The following is a 20418-nucleotide window of genomic DNA, read 5'->3' as shown; positions in this document are numbered from 1 at the left end:
TTAGAAAAAGCTAAAAATACTACTTTATAGGTAATACGGAATCTGGATAAGTCAACGATCTTCGTCACACTTATTGACACCATATCAAAATCATAGATGAAGTTTGTTTCAGATCAAACAAGCAATTCCAGTTCACATCTATAACAGTCACTGAGCAATGATGAAACATAAGGACTACACAATGAAAGTTCGTGCACTTACCCTAGCAATTTTAGCTTCTCTTTCAGCCTCTGCGGTTGCCGCTGACAGCGTAGACCCATTAAAGAAAGCCTTTATCGATGATTCAAAAATTAATCTACAATTTCGTTTACGCTACGAAGATGCCGATGTAGATACGGTCGATAATCAAAATCAAACCACATTACGTACTCGCTTAACCTACCAGACCGGTGATATCTACAAGCTGTTTGCACTGACTGAAGTCGATGATGTACGCTCCACCGACAACGAACCACTGATCGGCGATTATGAATACACTCAGATCAATCAGGCATTCATCGGCTATCGAGGCCCAGCTGAAACCTTGGTCAAATATGGTCGTCAGCGAATATTGCTGGATAATCAAAGATTCGTCGGTGGCGTAGGTTTCCGTCAAAATGAGCAAACTTATGATGCCTTCTCGGTAAAGAATACCGCCCTTGAAAACCTCACGGTTTACTATTCTTATATTAACAACGTAAACCGCATCTTCTCTGAGGACTCAGGCAAAGATGAGCATAAGAACGAAACAAACCTGCTTAACATAAACTACAAAGCGGGTGAGATTGCGAATATCACAGGCTATGCATACCTGATTGACAACATAGATGTTGCCGCCTTCTCAAGCGACACTTACGGTATTCGTGCAGCAGGAAAACTCAAGCTTGATGCTATCAAGCTCAGCTATGAAGCAGAATATGCTCAGCAATCTGAGGGCGGGGATAACCCGACAAGTTACACCGCTAATTATTATAAATTGGGTGCTGGTGTAGGTTTCGAAGGCTTCGGTGCCAAAATAGGTTACGAAGTCTTAGGCTCTGATGACGGCAAGGCTGGTTTTATCACGCCACTAGCGACACTGCACGCCTTCAACGGCTGGACAGATAAATTTCTCTTTGGCGGTATGGGAAACTGGGAGAACGGTCTCGTAGATGCCCATGTGGTATTAACAGCAAAAGTTGCGGGGCTTAAACTACTCGCCAAATATCATAAGTTTGATTCTGACTACGGTGATATCGATATGGGTAAGGAATGGGGCATAGCGGCAACCTACCCATTTGCGAAGCACTATGATGTCGGCGTGAAATACGCAAGTTTCAGTGGCGCCGATGCGGGTTACGGCTTCTCGAATGATACCGACAAGCTATGGTTAACATTGCAGGCTAAATACTAATTGAATGTTAAGCTAAAAGAGCAATAAAGCGCATCGATAATGCCTGACTCAGGTTCTTCCTGCTTAGGTTAAGGATTATCTATCGCTCCCTCTCGAGCAGAAATGGCAATGATGTTTTTTGTCACTCTGCTCTTTTTTTATTGTACTAATTAGATTCAAATTCTTTTAACAGAGTTGTGATGTCCATTTTCTGAGCATGAGTATCAAGCTTTGAATCGTTATCTAGACTCACAGCAAATCGATAATCTTCATTTAACTTACCGAATAACACCGACCAAGTATCAGCCAATTTTACCGACTCTCCCCGATGAAGGTTTAATTGAATGTCTTCAAAGAGAGGTAACACATCAATACAGCTACCTTTTGCGAATAAATCTAACTTTTCCTTTTTAATGCCAGAAAAATCGAAGCTAAATGATTTAAGAGATAAAGCCAGGCCAAGGCCTTTAGCCTTGATATAGGACTCCTTCAGCGCCCATAAATCGAAAAAGCGTTCTCTTTGTTTATCATTTGGCAGCGCAAGTAAGGCCTCTGACTCTTCATGAGTAAAATAATGATTCAAGATAGGATAAATGTTCGTCGTTTGCCTACATCGCTCTATATCTACCCCTAGTTCATTAATTTTATGATATTCAGTTTCCTCCATCACAGCGACCACCAGCCAGTCACCACTATGACTAATATTAAACAGCAGTCCACTTTGAGCTTGTTGCTCACTGATCAGCTTAGGTTTTCCTTTTTTGCCATATTCGAAACGCCAATCCGCCGGTGAAACAGATTCTCCATTTGAACAAGTTTCCTTAGCAACTAGGGATAAGATTCCTCTTAGGAACCCTCTAACCATCAAACCTTTATCTCTGGCCGAAAGCTGAATATAACGCGACACCTTAGTCAGTTCATCTTCGGGTAGCCAACGCCTAATCGAGTCAGCCTGCTCAGATGTTAAAAGTTCATGTTCGAGTGGACAGAAAAAAAGACTGAGTTTCCCTCGGCTTAACGCCTTGGGTGAAATGACTTGGCTCAAACTAGCTCCGAAATAGTGAAATAAACAGATGAGATCTTATCAAAGCCAAAGCCATAGAGATACCTAATCAAAAGCAGCATCCAGTTTTATGTTTTGTTATATAAATATCAGCTTCTTTACTCTCAATAGGCATTGAATGTCATTTACGTCACCTAATTATTAATGTAAGTTATTGTCTATATTAGAATTAAAATTTAATTTAGGAAGATAATGACAAGTTATAAAGAGTACAAGGTAGTTCATATCGTCGAAGGTGGCTGCGGTACGATCTTTTTAGGCTCCAGCGGTCTACCACTAAAAAAAATGGAAGCAACACTTAATGAGCAAGCCGCTGAAGGCTGGCAAGTCGTGTTTCAAGTGATCGAACGTAAGCGTTTTTGGCTATTTTGGAGTCGAGAAGCCGTGATTGTCACTTTAGGTCGTAACGGCTAATGAGTTTATCCAAGCTGGCTATCGCTTTGATTAATAGCTATCAGCGCAAAGGCGGCTCTAAACATTACTTTAGTCTGGAATGTAACTTTATACCGACCTGCTCAGAATACACTAAACAAGCCATCAATTATTATGGCCTGTTTACTGGCTGCAAACTCGGATTAAAACGTATTATGCGCTGTTCAGAGCCTGATTGTGCCAATATCAGTCATGATCCACTGCATAAGGGGCAATGATGTTCTTGTCTAAACAGGCCTTAGTCGAACAAGAGGAAGCTATACGTCTTAAAGTTCGTCAGCTAAGCGATGAACAGAGAAAGCATTACCATAGATTAGAGCTTAAAAGCATTAAAGATCCGGACACCTATGCCGTATTAAATTGGTGCTTTATTGCAGGATTTCACCACTTTTACCTTGGGAAATTTGTTCGCGGCGCAGTGAATTCGAGTCTATTTATTTTAGGGCTCATTCTATTGTTCTGTGTCGAGCCTCCCTGGATTGGCCTTGGCATTTATGGCCTAGTATTCCTGTTAGAGTTACCTCAATTACTCAATGCACAAAATATCATCCATCAATACAATAACCAAGTGATGCAAGCTTGTTTAACCGACATCCTCAACGAAAAAAGCTGAAAAGCCCTAAGCTTAGAGATGGTTCATTCTTAATGATGAGAGAGCTTGTTACTAAAAATCCTCGATCTATCGAGGATTTTTTATGACACTTTCGATTTCAACTAACATTCATACCATTCGAAATTATGAACATGAGCCGCAGCACACACCGGGTTCACCATGTTTAGGCTTCTTCTCTGCCTCAATATCAGTATTCTCCTGCTCTGATCCCTGCTTCAAACTTTGAATAGACTCAAGTTCAGTTTGGGTATTTTTTCCTGCCGCATCTTTCTTTTTGAAAAAACTAACACCTGCTAAAGCCATTGTGATCCCCTTTAAACAACACGTTAAACATTTATATTTTACGCATGTTATTAACTTCGACTATTGTAGTCAAATATATAGTGCTGTTTGTGAGCAAGGTCTCAAATAATGAATAGCATTAGATGCAGAATGACACGCTAATAATCAATATGAATCGGGGTTAAGCAATCATTCCCCTAATGCGTAATAAATCTCCGACTAAAAGCTCCATTTAAGCTGCATATAACCCAGTGTCGAGGGAGTCACGCCGAACAAACTGCCACTGCTGCCATCGAAGCGTTGAGCGACCATTAACAAGCTCCACTCATTTGCGAGAGAATAACTCATGTTGGCACCAATAAAGTAAGAGCCATCATCATAAAAACTGCTGCTAAAGGTGAGTCGGCTCAAGGGCGAGATATCGAAGCCAAGCTCCAGATAACGGGTCCAGTTGGTAAAACTTAAGGTTCTTGCTGTCAGAGGAAGGTTTAAATAGAGCAAGGCGCTATCAGGCTCAGTCGGATTGGAGATATGCAGCACTGACCCTCTGACCATCCAGTTTCTCGGTCCGGTGAAACTGTAATCCATCTCCAGAGTCGATACACTAGTTGCAACTAAACGCTGTGGCTCACCGGAAAAAGCATTGAAAACGTCCGCTGTATTAATATTCGGAGCATTAGCACTTGGAGTGTGAATGCCTGAAATACTAGCGCTCGCATTATATGCAGCCGCGTCTTCGACTGGCCAATAGTCATATTGAGGGTCAAAATAGCTAAACTCGCCTCTGAATCCGGCCCCCGATAGATCTCCGGCAAAACCGGCTCCCAAGACATGATCAAATCCCGACTTTCCGATTAAAAACTGCAAATCCCAGCTCTCATAATTGCTCAGATAACGCATAGCAAAACTGGTTAATTTGCTGTCTTGGTTTGGGTTATAGACAAAATCTAATGAACTGGCAAAGCCGAGTTGTCGGCTAATAAGCACAGCATCAGCGCCACTTCGCTCCTCATAGTCAAAATCATATATCGAGTAAGCATTGAAGATATCGTTTGGGTTCCACAACGTACTCATCGCCCAGTTAATACGAAAACGCCCCACCCTAGCCTGCCAGTCTCCACCAGCGAATTCACTGGGTTTCCAATCTATATAAGCACGATCAAACTGAGTATTCCCCACCCAGGCATCGTTATCAAGCCAGGTTGTCGACATATCCCAGTAACCAGGGTCTGAGCCTATCAGATCGCCATAGCCGGGAACTTCTGCACTATCCCCATAGAAGAGTCGATTACGCATCGAGACATTAAATCTCAGCTCACTATCGAAGCGGTATTCGAAGTTAAATCTTTGATGTAACAGGTGATCCGATATACCTGATGAGTCATCGGGAGAAGTGTAAGTGCCCATGTACTTTATATAACCATCGAGGTCCCAGCTTTTAGCGGGTTCAAGACCCGGAATAGGTGAAGCGAGTACCGGATTCAAGAGTAAAATAATTAAGCCAAACAATAGTGAAGCAGTGAGTCTCACAGCACTCTTCACTGCACTTGTACCTGTCCCTGCACTCTTCACCGCACACGGTCCTCGGTTAATTGACCATCTTCAAAGACAATGACCCGGCGCGCACGCTTGATCACCCGTGGGTCATGAGTTGAGAAGATAAAAGTCGTGCCCTCATTTTCGTTGAGCTGCTGCATGATATCCAGTAACTCAGAGGTGTTGGCCGCATCTAAATTTGCAGTCGGCTCATCGGCCATCACAAACCTGGGCCTTGGGGCTAACGCTCGTGCCACTGCGACACGCTGCTGTTGACCACCAGAGAGTTTGGAAGGCACCTTATGCAAATGATCCCCCAATCCCACGCGATTCAAGAGTTCAGTGGCTCGTACCCGACATTCTGCCTCGCTATGTCCCTGCAACTGCATGACAAATTCTACATTTTCCAGTGCAGTCAACACTGGCAGTAAACTGTAATCCTGGAAGATAAAACCAATATTATCCCGGCGAAATGCGATCAAGTTTTTATCACTAAGCTCGCAGATATCATTGCCATCAATGACTACCTTCCCGGATGTAGGTTCATCGATGCCACCTATCATGTTTAACAAGGTGGTTTTCCCCGAACCCGAGGGTCCCATCACGGCGACAAACTCTCCCTGTTCAATATTAAGATCTAAGGCTTTGACTGCATGAACAGGAAAATCAGTATCTTGGTTGTAAGTCTTACACAGTTGAGTCGTTCGAATACTCATATTTAGCTCCTCCTCATTACCTCTGACTAAGGCTACTCATCAAAAATAAAAATATTTAGTGCTTTTCAGCCATGGCATCGATCGGGCTAAGTTTCAATATCTGCCTTGCTGGATACAGAGCCGCAAACAGGCTCACGGCTACCACAGTCACTAAGGTAAGAAAGTACTCCCCCGCCGAGACTTGAGGATAAAGCGTCGTATCGACCCCTAATGCGCCAACGCCTTCAGCCATAGCCCCAAGCTCTATTCCCGTAACTTGTAAAATAGTCACTAAGATCCATGCACCGCAAACACCCAAGATACCTCCGGTAACACCTAACAGGCCTGTTTCCAGGATGATCAAGGTAAATACCTTATGTTTTTGCATGCCCACTGCCATCAAAACACCAAACTCACGAGTGCGTTCAAATACCGACATCAACATGATGTTAATAATGCAAAATCCCATTGCCAACATAAATATTCCCAGCACGATGGCATTACTCACGCCGATCTGAGAAATGATGGTGGCCAACATGGGCTGAATTTCCTGCCAGTCTCTGATGCTATTTAGCTTGTCTGTATTAGCTGTTTCAAGCACAAATTCAAGCTTGGTTTTCACCTGCAAGGCAAGTTCATTAGAGAAATAACTGCCACTATTGTTGAGCACGATAGCGATCTCATGAACCCCCTCAAGACCAGCCAGCTTCATCAAGTCACCACGTCTAACATAGAGATTGCCATCATCGAACCCCGTCGATGGGGTCGTGAAGATTCCTGTGACTCTAAAGGCTGCTCCCGTGACATCCTTGTCTATGTTACTGAAGGTCAAGACGACTTTTGAGCCTAGGCGTAAGCGTAAACGGTCGGCGGTTTTCTGTGATACTAAGACAGGGTGTCGTCCCTCGTGAGTCAGCCAACTCCCCTCGACTAACTTGCTGGCTAAAGGAGTGACTCTGGCTTCATCATAGCTATCGACTCCATTGATACGGATCCCGCGGCTGGAGCGCGCCGATGCCACCATGCCATCGACCAAAAATCGTGCAGACCAAGCCTTCACCTCAGGTATATCGGCTAAGGCATCGGTTATCTTATCGGGTGATTGGATAATGAGTTTTAGATCTGGGTTATCAACATATTTTCTATTGTGAACCTGAAGGTCGCTAGTTTGCCAGGCAATAGCATTCTCTATCATGTTGCCGTACATGCCAGTCATAAACCCCATCATAGCCACTACGCCCATCAGACCAAATACCATGGCGCTGAGCATAATCGAGGTACGTAATTTATTTCTCCAAAGATTCCGCCACGCCAGCTTAATAAGCATTGATCACAGCCCCTATCAGTCTAGATACCAAACCAGTGAGCATAATCGAAGTACGTAACCTAGTATGAAATATATGACCCCAAAGATTTCGCCACGCCAGCTTAATCAGCATTAATCACAGCCCCTATCAGTCTAGATACCAAACCTGTGAGCATAATCGAGGTATGTAACCTAGTATGAAATATATGACGCCAAAGATTTCGCCACGCCAACTTAATGAGCATGCTCACCGCCTTTGAGCGCAGTCACGAGATCTAAACGGTAGACCCGCCATAACGGATAAATCAAGCAGAGCAACATCAGAGCGAGTACGATTACGATCTGGTCGATGAACAACCAAGGCGCCAGCATCATAGGAATGATTGGCTCCCAGCCCATATCCAACATGAGTTGCGCCGTTTCCCCAGTTAACTGAATCGGATAGAAGTTAAACCAGATAAGCACAGGTGTGGCGATAACCAAACCTATGATGATGCCGAGCAGTGAGATAAAACTAGATTCCAGCATGACTAAGCCAAGCAGTTTAGGCCGCAACAGACCTGTGGCTAACATGACGCCAAACTCTCGCTGCCGCTCTAATGTCATCATCAAGATAGTGGCAAACAAGCCAAAACCTACGACGCCATAAAGCAGATACATCATAAATATTCCCCCCGCCTTATCCATAGCTATCTGCTGCGCCATCTCAGGGGAGAGGTCTTTCCAGTCACGCACATTGACCTGACCAGTAAAACCAGCAGCCTCACCTCGCTCACTATAAACCTGCTTTAACTGATTAACGGTTTGTTCAAGATGAGGGAGATCCCGGGTATGTAACACCCAAGAGGTCACCTGTTTATCGGTACTAAATAGTGTTTGTGCCAGTGACAATGGCATATAGATGAGTTGATTATCGAGCCGAGATATTGGGAAATGCAGCACACCTTTAATGGTGTAGAGACCAGCAGCGGTCTGTCCACGATAGCCTTGACCATACAGTACTACCTCATCGCCAACACCTAGTTTAAAATACTCAGCCAGCCCTTGACCAATTAACACCTGTTTATCATCTCGCGTAAGAAACTCGCCATCGACTAGCTTACTGGCAATACCCGAATAGTCATCTTCAAGCTCAGGTATGACTCCCAGCACCATGACCCCTTTAGACTTTTCACCTGCAGCTGCCAGTGAAAAAGATTCTATTCTGGGTAAAGCACGTTCTACATCAGAGATCTGCTTAGCAATATCGATAAAGGCATCATCTTCAGGAAGAAGATCATCAATACTCTGAGTCTCAGCAAAATCAGAATGCTGTAGCTGAATAAGACCGGTGGAAAAACGGGCACTGTTTTCGATGTTATTTGCATAACTCCCTTCTTGGGTGCTACGCATCACTAACGACAGGATTAACGCTAAGGCGAGTGCGCATGCGGTGAGAATTGTGCGCCGCTTCTGTCGCCACAAATTTCGCCAAGCGAGTTTTAGTAACATAAATTTCCTTAAAGGGGAACGAGGACCTAGGTTCTAGGTACACTCAAGCTTAATCCCTCAACGCCTTCATCTGACTTTGAGAGAAAAAGTCATCGCCAATATCGAAATCAAACTGAGCTTCATGGGTGAGCATCTCGGTCTTATTACCTGGCTTATCGGCGGGGAGCATGATCATGCGAGTCGCGATTAAACGTCCACCCATCTGTTTAACATCGAAGGTCTCCATGGTATTTACCAAGTCATCGAACTCGTCATAAAATTCGACTTTACGCTGAAGATAACTCTCTGTTGAAACCCATAACCTGATCTTACTCCACACCACTGGCGCATCGGGTTTAGCGATAGCGTCTATCACATAGCTGTTGTCACCGTCGATAACCTGCTCTTCGATGAGCTGATGGTCATAATCCACCACTATGGATGACTGATTGATAAGATCATCATTGGTAAAGTCCGAGCCCATCCAAGATTGGCTGAGCATAGATGGCGCAATTTTTATCACACGTTCGATACTGGGGATCCAGTTCCACATCTCTTTCTGACGCTTGAGGGATGCACTGCCTTTATCTTTTGCCGGCGCAGTCACTAGTACAAGAGATAAATCCTGACCCTTGGTCCAACTTTTCATGCTCATGGAGCGGGTCCAATCGGGGCGAATGATATTCATGGTCGCCACGGTATAACTCGAATCCCCTCGCATCTGTTTGTCCGACAGAGTGACTATTTCGGTGGCTGATTTAGCCATAGCCAAGCTTGGAGTTAACATAGATACGAGCAAAGTTAAAGCAACATAAGCTGTAACGTTAGAATGCAATGAACAACGCATAACAAGAGTCCTCACTAACTATCCCAATAAAAAAATGGCAAATTCACCGTTGAATCAATCAACAAGGAATACGCCACTATAACCTATTGAACAAAAAGCGAAACAGTGATTCGTATGACAAGGGAGTGAGATCAAAAAAAGAAGATTTAGCCCAAAAATATAAGGGCTCATAACCCTTATATTATTTCTAAGCTATCTACCTGCTATATCTGATTGGCTTCGTTAGCTGCAGATTGGATAAACTGTCTTGTTTCTTTCACGAAATTATCAACATTTTCTCGTATCTGTTCATAGTTCAAATGAGCCCTACTGTTCTCTAGTACACTTGGTGCACTGATCACTGAGACACGCTCAGCCAGAGGCTTCGAGGTAACACTATCAAGGATTTGCGCTTCGACTATGATCCGAACCGTTTTATCTCTTGTTCCTAGTGCCATTTTGACAGAGCCAATTACGGCTCCTATGGGGATAATTTCCGTTAGCTTTAAATCTTCAGGTTCGGTTGTGGCTCGGCTAATTCTTATATTGATTTGAGCCACATGTTCCCCCGCCTTATCAACAACTTTCATTGAAGAGGAAATCTCTTGCCGTAATTGTTCTGTTATCTCATCGGCAAGCTGGTTTAATACCGCTTCGGGGATCTGTTTATCCTGAGTGTAGTCGCGTTTAAGCTCCACTTTAGACACCATTAAAGCCGTATAGTATTGGGGAACTATAGATTTAGATATCCACTGTATTCCCTTCTTGTCGGCGTCATAATCTACCTCATGTAGAGGTTCATTGATCAATGAATCTGTCGTAGCAAGATCTGTTGCCGTTGGCGTTAGGCTCGAACACCCCGACAAGAACACGAGTACCAAAGCCAATGTAAAATGTATTAAAGTTTTCATAGAAATGTCCTATTTAAATCGGTTTATGAGGAGTTAGATTTAATCTTAATGAGGTTTAAGCATTCGTTATCAAGGCGAGTTGAAGCCAGCAGCCTGCCTCTGGCTAGCCCCTATTTCCATACTCGCCCAGTTCTTTACTCACTTAGCCCAATAGCAACCTCACTCCTTTGATCATCAGTTTCTATCTCTCGCTGCTTTTTATGATCTTGCGCTAAAAAGGTATAAACCGTCGGGACAACAAACAAGGTAAACAAGGTGCCAATTGACATACCCACAGTGATCACTAAACCAATAGAGAAACGACTCTGTGCACCAGCACCAGATGCCACCAATAATGGCACAACACCTATCACCATGGCCGCTGTTGTCATCAACACAGGTCTTAAGCGTACCGAAGCCGATTTAAGTGCCGCTTCATACTTACTGCAACCTATGTCTCTTTGTAGCTGATTAGCAAACTCAACAATCAAGATCCCATGTTTACTAATCAGTCCGATTAGCGTCACCAGACCCACTTCCGTGTAGATATTTAACGTATCAAGACCAAAATAAAGCGGTAGCATGGCACCAAATATCGATAAAGGGACGCTGGTCAACACTATCAAGGGGTCTCGAAAGCTCTCAAACTGAGCCGCCAACACCAGATAGATAATGATCAGGGCTAAGAAGAAGGTTGCCACCAGAGATGAACCTTCTTGTAGGTACTGACGTAACTGACCCGATGAGTCTACAGAATAGGACTGAGGTAAAATCTGCTTTGCGCCTTGCTCCATCACCTTATACGCTTCACCAATGCTCACACCCGGCATCATTTTAGCCTCAATCATAGCGCTGTTGAGTTGCTGAAATTGGTCGATATTAGAAGGCTGAACACTCTTAGTAATTGTGACTAATGACGCTAATGGCACCATCTCATGGCTCTGAGACTCAACATAATATTGATTCAAATCTGTTGCTGCGTTTCTATCTTCCTGAGGCACTTGAGTGATCACCTGATAACTCCTGCCCTCTAAGGCAAAGTAATTGATGAATCCGCCACTTAAATAGCGAGACAAGACCACACCTATCTCCTGAGCACTGACATCCATCAGCGCCGCTTTATCGCGATTAATACTGACCTCTATCTGCGGCTTACTGAAATTCAAATCATTTTGAACATAGATAAACTTGCCACTTTTCATCGCGTAATCTTTTAGCTTCTCAGCATATTGGTAGAGATCATTATAATTGCCCGTAGGTGTTTTCAAGATCATCTGAAATGGCAGTCCTTGAGGCGTACCAGGTAGGTCGGGTGGCGAAAAGGTATAAATCTGCACACCGGGTAACGTCTTACTATCAGCTTGAAAACGCTTCATGACCTCTTTCGCTGTCGCTTCTCGCTCACTCCAATCTTTAAGTACGGTTAAACCAAAGAAAGTATGATCATTTTGATAGCCATTAACCATCATATCCATCTGCTTTTCGGGATATTGATTAACAACTTGAGTGAGAGGTTGAGTGAAATGCGCTAAATAATCCGTATTGGCTTGGACAGGTCCCTTCCCCATCATCATAACGACCCCTTGGTCTTCTTGGGGCGCAAGCTCTGAGGCTGTGTGACTAAACATAAATACCAAAGCCAATAGGATACTGGCCGCCAGCGGCCATACCATCACTCTATTATCTAATACTAATCTCAGAAGACGAGTATATCTGTGCGTGATAGCAGCCATCACTGAGTTGATACTCTTGACCAGAGCTCCCTCCAACACGCTCTTAGATAAAACTTTTGAGCACATCATTGGCGTTAACGTCAGGGCAATAAAGCCTGAGATAAGCACTGAACCCGCTAAGGTAAAGGCAAATTCAGTGAACAATTTACCTGTGAGACCGCCCATAAAACCAATAGGTGCATATACTGCAGCTAAGGTGATGGTCATAGCAATAACCGGCCCGGCTATCTCTCTGGCACTGACCATTGCCGCCTGCACAGGAGACAGTCCCTCTTCTAAATGCCTAAATGTGTTTTCCACCACAACTATCGCATCATCTACCACCAGCGAAATCGCTAACACCATAGCCAAGAGCGTCAGCAGATTGATACTAAAGCCCAAGGTCAACATAAAGAATAAAGAACCAATTAAAGACAGAGGTATTGTCACTAGTGGAATGAGCATGGCTCTCATAGAGCCTAAAAAAGCGAAAATGACCATCACCACGATTAATGCCGCCTCAATTAATGTCTTGGCCACTTCATCGATTGAGGTGGTAATAAACTTAGTCGAGTCATAGACAACAGACGCATGCATCCCCACTGGCAAGCTATCAATAATACTTGGAAGCACTTTATAGGCATCGGCAACCACAGAGAGCGGATTAGAATTAGACGTATTGCTGATAGCCGTTAATACCGAAGGCTTACCATTAAAGTTAACTTGAGCATCATAAGAATTAGCCCCGAGCTCCACAGTTGCAATATCCTCAAGGTGTATTAAACGGCCATCGACCTCTTTTAAGCTAATATTGTTAAAATCGGCAACCGAAGATGCATCAGTATGAGCGTTAATATCCATCTCAATATACTCATCTTTAATCTTGCCTGCCGCGCTTACAGTGTTATTGCTTTTTATGGCATTTTGCACATCGCTGGCGGTGATCCCTAAAGCCGCCATCTTGGTTGGATTAAGCCAAATACGCATCGCAAAATCACGTTGTCCCAGAATATCGACTTTAGAGACACCACTCACAGTCGACAATGTAGGCTTAACGACACGACTGATATAATCAGAGATCTGCTCAGTGGCTAAGGTGTCGCTGGAAAATGACAGATACAGGATCGGCGACTGAGACGTTGACTTTAGAATGCTGGGATCTTGTACGCCTGCGGGCAGCCGATACTTCACCTGCTGTACCAAAGATAAGATTTCGGTTAGTGCTTTATCTGAGGGGTAATCCAGCTTGAGATAAACCGTGATCAAAGACTTACCTAAACTGCTGTTGGAGGTCATATAATCGATACCTTCAGTCTGGGCAATCTGTGCCTGTAAAGGCTGAGTCACATAGCCCTGAACACTCGACGAACTCGCTCCCGGATATTGGGTGCTGATGGTTATGACTCCTGTTTCTAGTTTTGGATATTGCCTCACTTGCAACATGTCATAGGCCTTGAATCCGAGTACCAATAGCGCAAGGCTTAGCACAACCGATAAGACGGGGCGCTTTATAAAAATATCAGTAAACTTCATCATTATTCCCCCTGGTTATGGTTAACTTCAGCGCTGTTACTACCCACTCTCTTTTGAGTAAATGTTTTCTGTACCACTGATGTTTGATCTGAGTTCGCTGCTACAGCAAACGCTTCACTGTTGTTTAGCAAAACCTTACTGCCAGGCTTTAACTGCTGCTGGTTAGAAGTCACCACTTGCTCACCTTCACTCACACCAGAAACAATTCCAAGGTTTCCTCCCCTTGTAGGGCCCACTTGAACGGCTCGGCGCTCAACCTGATATTCAAACATTCCTTTATGTTCTTTACTAGCACACTTAGTCTCAGGTTTAAGCACATAGACGGCATCACCATAAAGAGAATATGTCACTGCAATACTTGGCAGTGGGATCACATGGGCCATGTGATTACTTTGAATATTGGCTTCAACATACATACCTGAGATAAGTGGTACTCTGGAGCCCAGCACCTGAGCACGGATATCTAAGTTATGTGAAACACTGTCGACCATAGGGTCTATGGCAATGATACTGGCTATAAAATCCTCACCTGGATAGGTATCGGTTGAGAAATGAACTTGCTGTTTTAACGCCACCCTTGACAGATAGGCTTCAGGGATTGAAAAATCGATAAATTGATTATCTTGATTTTGAAGCTCAACGATCGATGTTCCTGGCTGAACATAATCACCTATGTTCACGTTCCTTATACCAAGCCGACCAGAGAATGGTGCCTTGATGGCCATAAAATCCATCTGGGTTTGAATATATTCGACGTCGGCCTGACTGGTTGAAAGCTTAGCAAATGACGAATCTACAGCATCTTGGGAAGTACTATGAGTCTTTAACAGTTTTAACTGACGTTGGTACTCGAGCTCTGCCAACATCAGGTTAGCCTGACTGGTCTTTAAGTTTGCCTTTAGCAGACGAGTATCTAACTGCACAATAAGCTGGCCCTCCTCAACATACTCACCTGAGCTAAAAGCTATCCGCTTAATTTGCCCTGACAATTGCGGAGTAATATCCACCTCTTGGTTAGCTGTCACATGGCCAACAGCCTTGATCTCTTCGAGCCAGTCTTCCTTATAAGTACTCACAGATGTCACCGCCACAGGGGGAAACGAGAAAGCCGCCAACTTAGTTTTAATCATATATTGCTTAAAAAAGTAAAAACCAAATACCAATAAAAGAATAATAGCGATTAATGAAAAGGTACCGATCACAAACCTCTTCGACATTTTACCCGTCACTTTTTCAGGCAAACTCTTTGATACTTCTTCTGACACTAATCTAGACATAGGAGCTCCTGCTCAATCGAAATTCATTTCATAGGGCAGATATTAATGAAAGGGAAAATACAAAAAATAAACTAAAGATAAGGTAAATATAATCAATATATAAACGTCAAATGTTGCAGGTTAAACGCTTATAAATTTTTGGTCATTTACGATGAAGACAGCTCATAAGCACAAATATAAAAACAATAAACAAATTAAATACAATCGCTTGAACTAAAAGCAGATGAGTTTATATATTTTTTATCTGTTGTTTATGTATCTAAGGTTCAAAGCCAATAACCTAGGCCTCTAGTAATTTTCTTAATGTGGTTTTAGGAGTTCAACATGAAAACATTGGCTATAACCTTATTAGCATTCACCTCTATATCAGCCTCAGCAGCCAGCTTGGACAGCAGCAACATAGACTTGGAAATATTCAATAAAAGTATGAGCCAGCTCGAGCAAGTGGACATAAAAGATAATATTTACATCTCCACAGCTTCCACTCAGTTCGATGATATAACCCGTGAAACTGAGTACATGTATGAATTTACCAGCATAGATAGAGTGAGTAATAAACAAGCTTTTGAGATGAAGCTCAATAAGGCTAAGTCCTACTATATCTACGGTATCAGCGGCCTTAAAAATTTAACCAGCAGTGTATCCAAACGCTTGAGTAAAGATAAACCAGACTATTTCTCTGCCAGCCTACTGCAAGGCAACAAATACTATAACGGCTTCAGCGAATATATCGCCAAAGTGACGGAGTACAGCCAAGCACTCCCCCCAATTCTTAATTAAAATCAAGATGAGATAAGTCCATTTGCCTAGGACTATGGGCTTAGCTCCATTTTGCATAGGTTAGTACCTAGCCCATATTCTAACGAATCCGAAATCGAAACTGTAGAGTACAAAAATATGCCTCCACTATTAGCTAAAAATTCGACCAATCTCTTCTTTGGTTTTTCTAAAATTAGTGCTATCAGCTTGCTGCTGTTTGCTGCACTGACACCAAACGTGTTTGCAGCAGATTCATACGCTTCTGTCAGTTATGGCACCATACAGGAAGCCAATGAGATAGCTAACCCTTGGTATGCTAGCGCCACCTACGGCTACACCATAAAAATGATTGGGTCTGAGAAACTTGTTCGTATAGAGAGTCAAACGAACAAGATCATGCAAGGCGATTGTGTAGCAATCGACTCAAGTGATAAAGGCAAGTCAGTCAGGCGCACCAATAACAGCTATTGTGCCATAAAGATCAAGGACACCAGCGACAATAATCAAAGCTCAATTAAGCCAGTAACAGATGTAAAACAGGCTAAAAGTGAGCATAAAAATAGCCCCAAAATGGCTAGTAATAACAGTAAGTCAAGTGAAATCACTGATGCATGTCAGTTAGCTATAGACCTGATGAAGCAGAAAGATTTTGGTCCAGAGCGCCGTAAAGCCCGTCAGCATGCCTATCAAGTATGCGAAGAGCCCAACTAATCACGACAAGCTTTCCACATTAAGTAAGGCCACCTATTTAGGTGGCCTTACTTAAGATCAACCTGCAATAATTGATATTTATCAAAAACAGCCTAAGATGGCATTAGATAGAATAAGTCAGGAATATAGATGGCAAAGGTAAGTTACCAAATCGATAACTGGATCTTCATCCCCCACGAAAATAAGCTCATATTAGACGGGCAGGAAACACTTATCGACAACCGTTTATCTAACCTCTTGTTATATCTCTGCCAAAACCCTATGACTACCTTGAGTCGTGATGAATTGATTGATGAGGTTTGGAAGGGCTTAGTACTAACAGATCAAGTCATCACTCAAGCGATATTTGAGTTGAGAAAAATTCTTAAAACCAACCATAAACACCTTCAGGGCTATATTATCACCGTCCCTAAGCGTGGTTATAAACTCGACATTAACATCCAGGTTTTACCCTCAACAAATAAAACCGACACTCACACCGAAAAAGAGAGTCTTACAGATGGGCACATAATTCATGTGGCTGGAATTAGGCAAGAAGCAAGCCCAGATGATAAAAAGCATATCGACTCTATTTCAAATAAAACGGCCATAGACAATAAAAATATTCAATTAAACCAATCTAGTAGTTCAATCAGTGCTAAAACTGAAAGCCTTAGCAAGCAGAATCAAAATAATGAAGGTAAATCAACCAAGAAGGCAACCGGATTAACAGCGCCTATTGCTATTACAACGCTCATCTTCTGCCTCATTTTGTTAGTATTTATTAGCCCATTTTCGCTCCGAGGGGTCGATAAGATATCAAAAGACACAAACTCAGAAGAGAAAGACAGGGCTACTCAGTTCGGCTCAGAAGTCATCTATAACAATTTAGAACCCAGATTTATCCGAGCCAGAATCAATACAGATATAACCTCAGCACAAATTCAACATGGGGTAATTTTTAAGATCGTTGAATACCTCAAATACAATGTTAACTTTCGCATAGCCTTTCATAATACGCCGCACAATGATGCAGCTAAAGAACTGACGTTTATCATTACCGAGGAAAATGGCGTCAGTTACATCAATGTGGAGTACTTTAATCGCATCTCGCAATATCAGCATCTGGATCGAAAATATAGAATTGATAACAACAATTTAAAACCAACAATTAATCGTATGTTGAGCGATATTCTCACCTCTTTTAATGTCGACGTTAGCAAGGAAAAAATTAACGAATTATTAAGCTCTATGCCAGAAGATCCACAAGCATTGGCTTATACACTCGAAGCCTTTGCCGCCCTGCACACCCCCAAAGATCAGTTAAAATCCGTAGGCCTAATGAGAAAAGCGCTCGAACTCGCGCCAGACAATCATTACCTGCTCTCCACCAATTACATCTACAGCATGGTGGTCACCTACCTAAATAAAGGCAAGGAGCCTCAGCAGCAAGTCGACAAACTCAACCAAGCGTTCGAGAAAATAATTCCCATTTTAGTCAAGGGAATCAGATCCGATAAAGTCAATGAAGCACTGGCCATGAATGCGTTATCTAAAGATCGGCCAATTGAAGCGTTAAAATATCTCAAAGCCATACCGAACAAACATGAGACGGTGATAACCTTCATACTTAAAGCTAAACTATCCGAAAGCTTCGGTAACCCCGCCACAGCCGAAGAGTATTACTATCAGGCAATACATGAGTCTGAGACGCCGCGGGTACTGGAAATCGCTGAGAGTTTATTTTTCTACAGCGACCTCTCTAAAATGAAGAGCAAGATGAAAGCACAAATTCATTAATATAAGAAGCAGATGTTAAAGAGCTTATTCTTTCGCATGTGCAACTAGTTGCTGCTGCACATGTTCAGGCGTCACGTCATAACGGCTAAATACCATCGAAAATTGACCATCTCCACCTGTCATAGACTTAAGCCGTGTTGAGTAATCATCAACTGAGGCGAGGGGCGCTTCGACGCTCACCTCAATCTTCTGCTCACCGATTGAATTTGTGCCGCACACCATGCCACGACGCGCACAGATATCACCGGTAATATCCCCTACTTGCTCAGCCGCGACACAGATTTGCATCTCGACTATAGGCTCTAAAATAACTGGATCCGCCTGACTAACGGCATCGATAAAGGCTTTCTTACCCGCCATGACGAAGGCTATCTCTTTAGAGTCGACACTGTGATGCTTACCATCGAGCAAACTCACCCTGATATCTTGCATGGGAAAGCCTGCTAATCCTCCACTTAACATGGCTTCTTTTATCCCCCTTTCCACCGCAGGAATATATTGGCCGGGAACCGATCCCCCTACCACTTTACTGACAAATTCAAAACCTGTGCCTCTTGGTAAAGGTTCAACGAAGATCTCTACTTCGCCAAATTGGCCCGAACCGCCAGATTGTTTCTTATGGCGATAGCGTATCTTGGCACTGGTGGTGATCGTCTCTCGGTAAGCAACAGCAGGTTTTTCTGTATCCATATCCACATGAAATAGCTCATGGGCTTTTTCGATAGCGATTTGCAGATGAAGTTCACCTTGGCCCTGTAATACTGTCTGCCCCTCGGCATCTTTGCTACCCAGGCTATAGTTACCCAAGCGCAAACTGGGATCTTCCACCACCAACTTGTGTAGCACTTCAGCAATCTTATGTTCATCACCACGACGCTTGGGGCTGACCGCCAAGCCAAAAATGGGCTGAGGGAAGTTCATTTCAGGCAAGTGAAATTGGTCCTCATCATGGCTATCATGGAGCACGGCTCCTATCTCGAGTTCATCTATCTTAGCCAGTGCAATAATATCTCCCGGCACAGCACGCGGCACACCGACATGCTTATTCCCCTGAAGCTTAAACAAGTGAGTAACTTTAACAGGCTTACGCCCCTCACCGATGTAGAGCTTCATGCCGATAGTGATGCTTCCTTGATGAAGTCTCATCACAGCAACGCGGCCAAAAAAAGGATCGATAGAGACACAAAATACATGGGCTAAAACATGGTCTCCGGCTTTTTGCGTCACATCTACGGGCTTCATTTCGTCGCCGAACCCTCTGACAAATTGAGGAGGGTTGGCCTCTAATGGATTGGGCATCAACTTAGTAATCACCTCAAGCAGGGAATCAATGCCCACATCGGTTTCTGCACTGGTGAAACAGACTGGTACCAGATGACCCATCCTTAACGCCATTTCTAATGGTTCATGGAGCTGCTCTGGGGTCAAGATCTCCCCCTGCTCCAGATAAAGCTCCATTAGATCTTCATCTTCCTCTAATACGGTATCGACAAGCTCATCACGCGCTGCCGACGCCGAGTGAAACAGCGACTCGGTGCCACTTTCACCAGTGGCATCATTAGCACAGTGTAAATAGCAATCCACCACAGCATCTAAACCAGCTATGGGCAAGTTAACTGGCAGACATCGAGTGCCAAACTTGGCTTGTATATCATAAAGTAGCTCAGATAATTTATCTTGGTTGCCATCGATATGATTGATTGCAATCAAGACGACTTTCCCTTGGGTTCTGGCCGCCTCGAATGCTCTATGGGTCAAAGTCTCGATGCCGGTTCCGGCGTTGATGACTAAGAGTACAGACTCCACCGCTGGCAGGGGTAACAGGGCTCTGCCGAAGAGATCCGGTAATCCAGGAGTATCGATAAGATTGATGTGGTGGTGATTAAAATCGAGATTTAAGAAGGAAGGTTCGAGACTGTGGCGGTGGGATTGTTCTTGGGCAGTGAAATCAGCATGATTTGTGCCCCTATCCACCCTGCCCTTTTGGCTTATCGCCTTGGCCCGATAGAGCAAGGCCTCAATCAGAGTCGATTTTCCCGCCCCAGTGTGTCCAAGCACCGCAAGATTGCGGATCTGCTCGGTGATAAACTCCGCCATAACAACCCCTCCAGAGTTTCCTTCAAGAAAAGGTTAACCCAAAGTTTAATACGTAAATGCTAAAAGGCAATAGTGATTAACTGTTA

The 20418-nt window shown here is 43.5% G+C and carries 18 protein-coding genes; 7 read left to right on the top strand and 11 right to left on the bottom strand.

The window, feature by feature from the left end; genetic code table 11:
• Positions 1–181: 181 nt before the first annotated feature.
• Positions 182–1372, top strand: a complete 1191-nt coding sequence (locus FS373_RS05090; RefSeq protein ID WP_144047495.1) for an alginate export family protein — start codon at positions 182–184, stop codon at positions 1370–1372.
• A gap of 145 nt (positions 1373–1517) precedes the next feature.
• Here the strand turns inward: FS373_RS05090 and FS373_RS05085 are convergent, their stop codons facing one another.
• Complete coding sequence (locus FS373_RS05085) at positions 1518–2396, bottom strand: 4'-phosphopantetheinyl transferase family protein (RefSeq protein ID WP_144047496.1); 879 nt, start codon at positions 2394–2396, stop codon at positions 1518–1520.
• A gap of 210 nt (positions 2397–2606) precedes the next feature.
• Here FS373_RS05085 and FS373_RS05080 point away from each other — a divergent pair, with 210 nt between their 5' ends.
• From FS373_RS05080 to FS373_RS05070, 3 genes are read left to right on the top strand one after another with little or no spacing between them, the layout of a single operon-like run.
• A complete protein-coding gene (locus FS373_RS05080) occupies positions 2607–2828 on the top strand; it encodes a DUF4177 domain-containing protein (protein ID WP_144047497.1) in 222 nt (73 codons plus the stop codon).
• Complete coding sequence (gene yidD, locus FS373_RS05075; protein ID WP_144047498.1) at positions 2828–3064, top strand: membrane protein insertion efficiency factor YidD; 237 nt, start codon at positions 2828–2830, stop codon at positions 3062–3064. Before FS373_RS05080 ends, yidD begins: the two co-directional genes overlap by 1 nt.
• Positions 3061–3459 carry a TM2 domain-containing protein gene (locus FS373_RS05070; protein WP_227992499.1) on the top strand — a complete coding sequence of 133 codons (399 nt, stop codon included), beginning with the start codon at positions 3061–3063 and terminating at the stop codon, positions 3457–3459. The genes yidD and FS373_RS05070 overlap by 4 nt, the downstream gene beginning before the upstream one ends.
• 123 nt (positions 3460–3582) lie before the next feature.
• On the opposite strand, the gene FS373_RS05065 is transcribed toward FS373_RS05070, so the two are convergent.
• The 9 genes from FS373_RS05065 to FS373_RS05025 form a co-directional block, all read right to left on the bottom strand.
• On the bottom strand, positions 3583–3762 hold the full coding sequence (locus tag FS373_RS05065; RefSeq protein ID WP_144047499.1) for a CCGSCS motif protein: 180 nt from the start codon (positions 3760–3762) through the stop codon (positions 3583–3585).
• Between the two features lie 198 nt (positions 3763–3960).
• Positions 3961–5313, bottom strand: coding sequence for a hypothetical protein (locus tag FS373_RS05060; protein WP_229380950.1), 1353 nt, complete (start codon positions 5311–5313; stop codon positions 3961–3963).
• Positions 5310–5993 (bottom strand): ABC transporter ATP-binding protein, encoded by a 684-nt coding sequence (locus FS373_RS05055; protein WP_144047500.1) that lies wholly within the window; start codon positions 5991–5993, stop codon positions 5310–5312. The genes FS373_RS05060 and FS373_RS05055 overlap by 4 nt, the downstream gene beginning before the upstream one ends.
• A gap of 55 nt (positions 5994–6048) precedes the next feature.
• Positions 6049–7299 carry an ABC transporter permease gene (locus FS373_RS05050; RefSeq protein WP_144047501.1) on the bottom strand — a complete coding sequence of 417 codons (1251 nt, stop codon included), beginning with the start codon at positions 7297–7299 and terminating at the stop codon, positions 6049–6051.
• Between the two features lie 213 nt (positions 7300–7512).
• Positions 7513–8769: an ABC transporter permease gene (locus FS373_RS05045; protein ID WP_152828872.1), complete on the bottom strand. Its 1257-nt coding sequence runs from the start codon at positions 8767–8769 to the stop codon at positions 7513–7515.
• A gap of 49 nt (positions 8770–8818) precedes the next feature.
• The gene (locus FS373_RS05040; RefSeq protein ID WP_227992497.1) at positions 8819–9514 is read right to left on the bottom strand and encodes an outer membrane lipoprotein-sorting protein; all 696 of its coding nucleotides are present in this window, start codon (positions 9512–9514) and stop codon (positions 8819–8821) included.
• A gap of 284 nt (positions 9515–9798) precedes the next feature.
• On the bottom strand, positions 9799–10485 hold the full coding sequence (locus FS373_RS05035) for a DUF3313 domain-containing protein (protein ID WP_144047503.1): 687 nt from the start codon (positions 10483–10485) through the stop codon (positions 9799–9801).
• A 134-nt stretch (positions 10486–10619) separates the two neighbouring features.
• Entirely contained in the window at positions 10620–13712 is a 3093-nt protein-coding gene (locus tag FS373_RS05030; protein WP_227992495.1) for an efflux RND transporter permease subunit, read from the bottom strand.
• On the bottom strand, positions 13712–14986 hold the full coding sequence (locus FS373_RS05025) for an efflux RND transporter periplasmic adaptor subunit (protein WP_144047504.1): 1275 nt from the start codon (positions 14984–14986) through the stop codon (positions 13712–13714). The genes FS373_RS05030 and FS373_RS05025 overlap by 1 nt, the downstream gene beginning before the upstream one ends.
• 324 nt (positions 14987–15310) lie before the next feature.
• Here FS373_RS05025 and FS373_RS05020 point away from each other — a divergent pair, with 324 nt between their 5' ends.
• From FS373_RS05020 to FS373_RS05010, 3 genes are all read left to right on the top strand, one after another.
• Complete coding sequence (locus tag FS373_RS05020; protein ID WP_152828871.1) at positions 15311–15766, top strand: hypothetical protein; 456 nt, start codon at positions 15311–15313, stop codon at positions 15764–15766.
• 117 nt (positions 15767–15883) lie between these two features.
• The gene (locus tag FS373_RS05015) at positions 15884–16456 is read left to right on the top strand and encodes a hypothetical protein (protein ID WP_144047506.1); all 573 of its coding nucleotides are present in this window, start codon (positions 15884–15886) and stop codon (positions 16454–16456) included.
• Positions 16457–16585: 129 nt separating this feature from the next.
• Positions 16586–18235 (top strand): winged helix-turn-helix domain-containing protein, encoded by a 1650-nt coding sequence (locus FS373_RS05010; protein WP_144047507.1) that lies wholly within the window; start codon positions 16586–16588, stop codon positions 18233–18235.
• Positions 18236–18259: 24 nt separating this feature from the next.
• Here FS373_RS05010 and fusA read toward each other — a convergent pair whose 3' ends face one another.
• Positions 18260–20332, bottom strand: coding sequence for an elongation factor G (fusA, locus tag FS373_RS05005; RefSeq protein ID WP_152828870.1), 2073 nt, complete (start codon positions 20330–20332; stop codon positions 18260–18262).
• Positions 20333–20418 lie beyond the last annotated feature (86 nt).

The sequence above is a fragment of the Shewanella sp. YLB-07 genome, from assembly GCF_009377275.1.
This window is presented reverse-complemented; position numbering and strand designations above follow the sequence as displayed.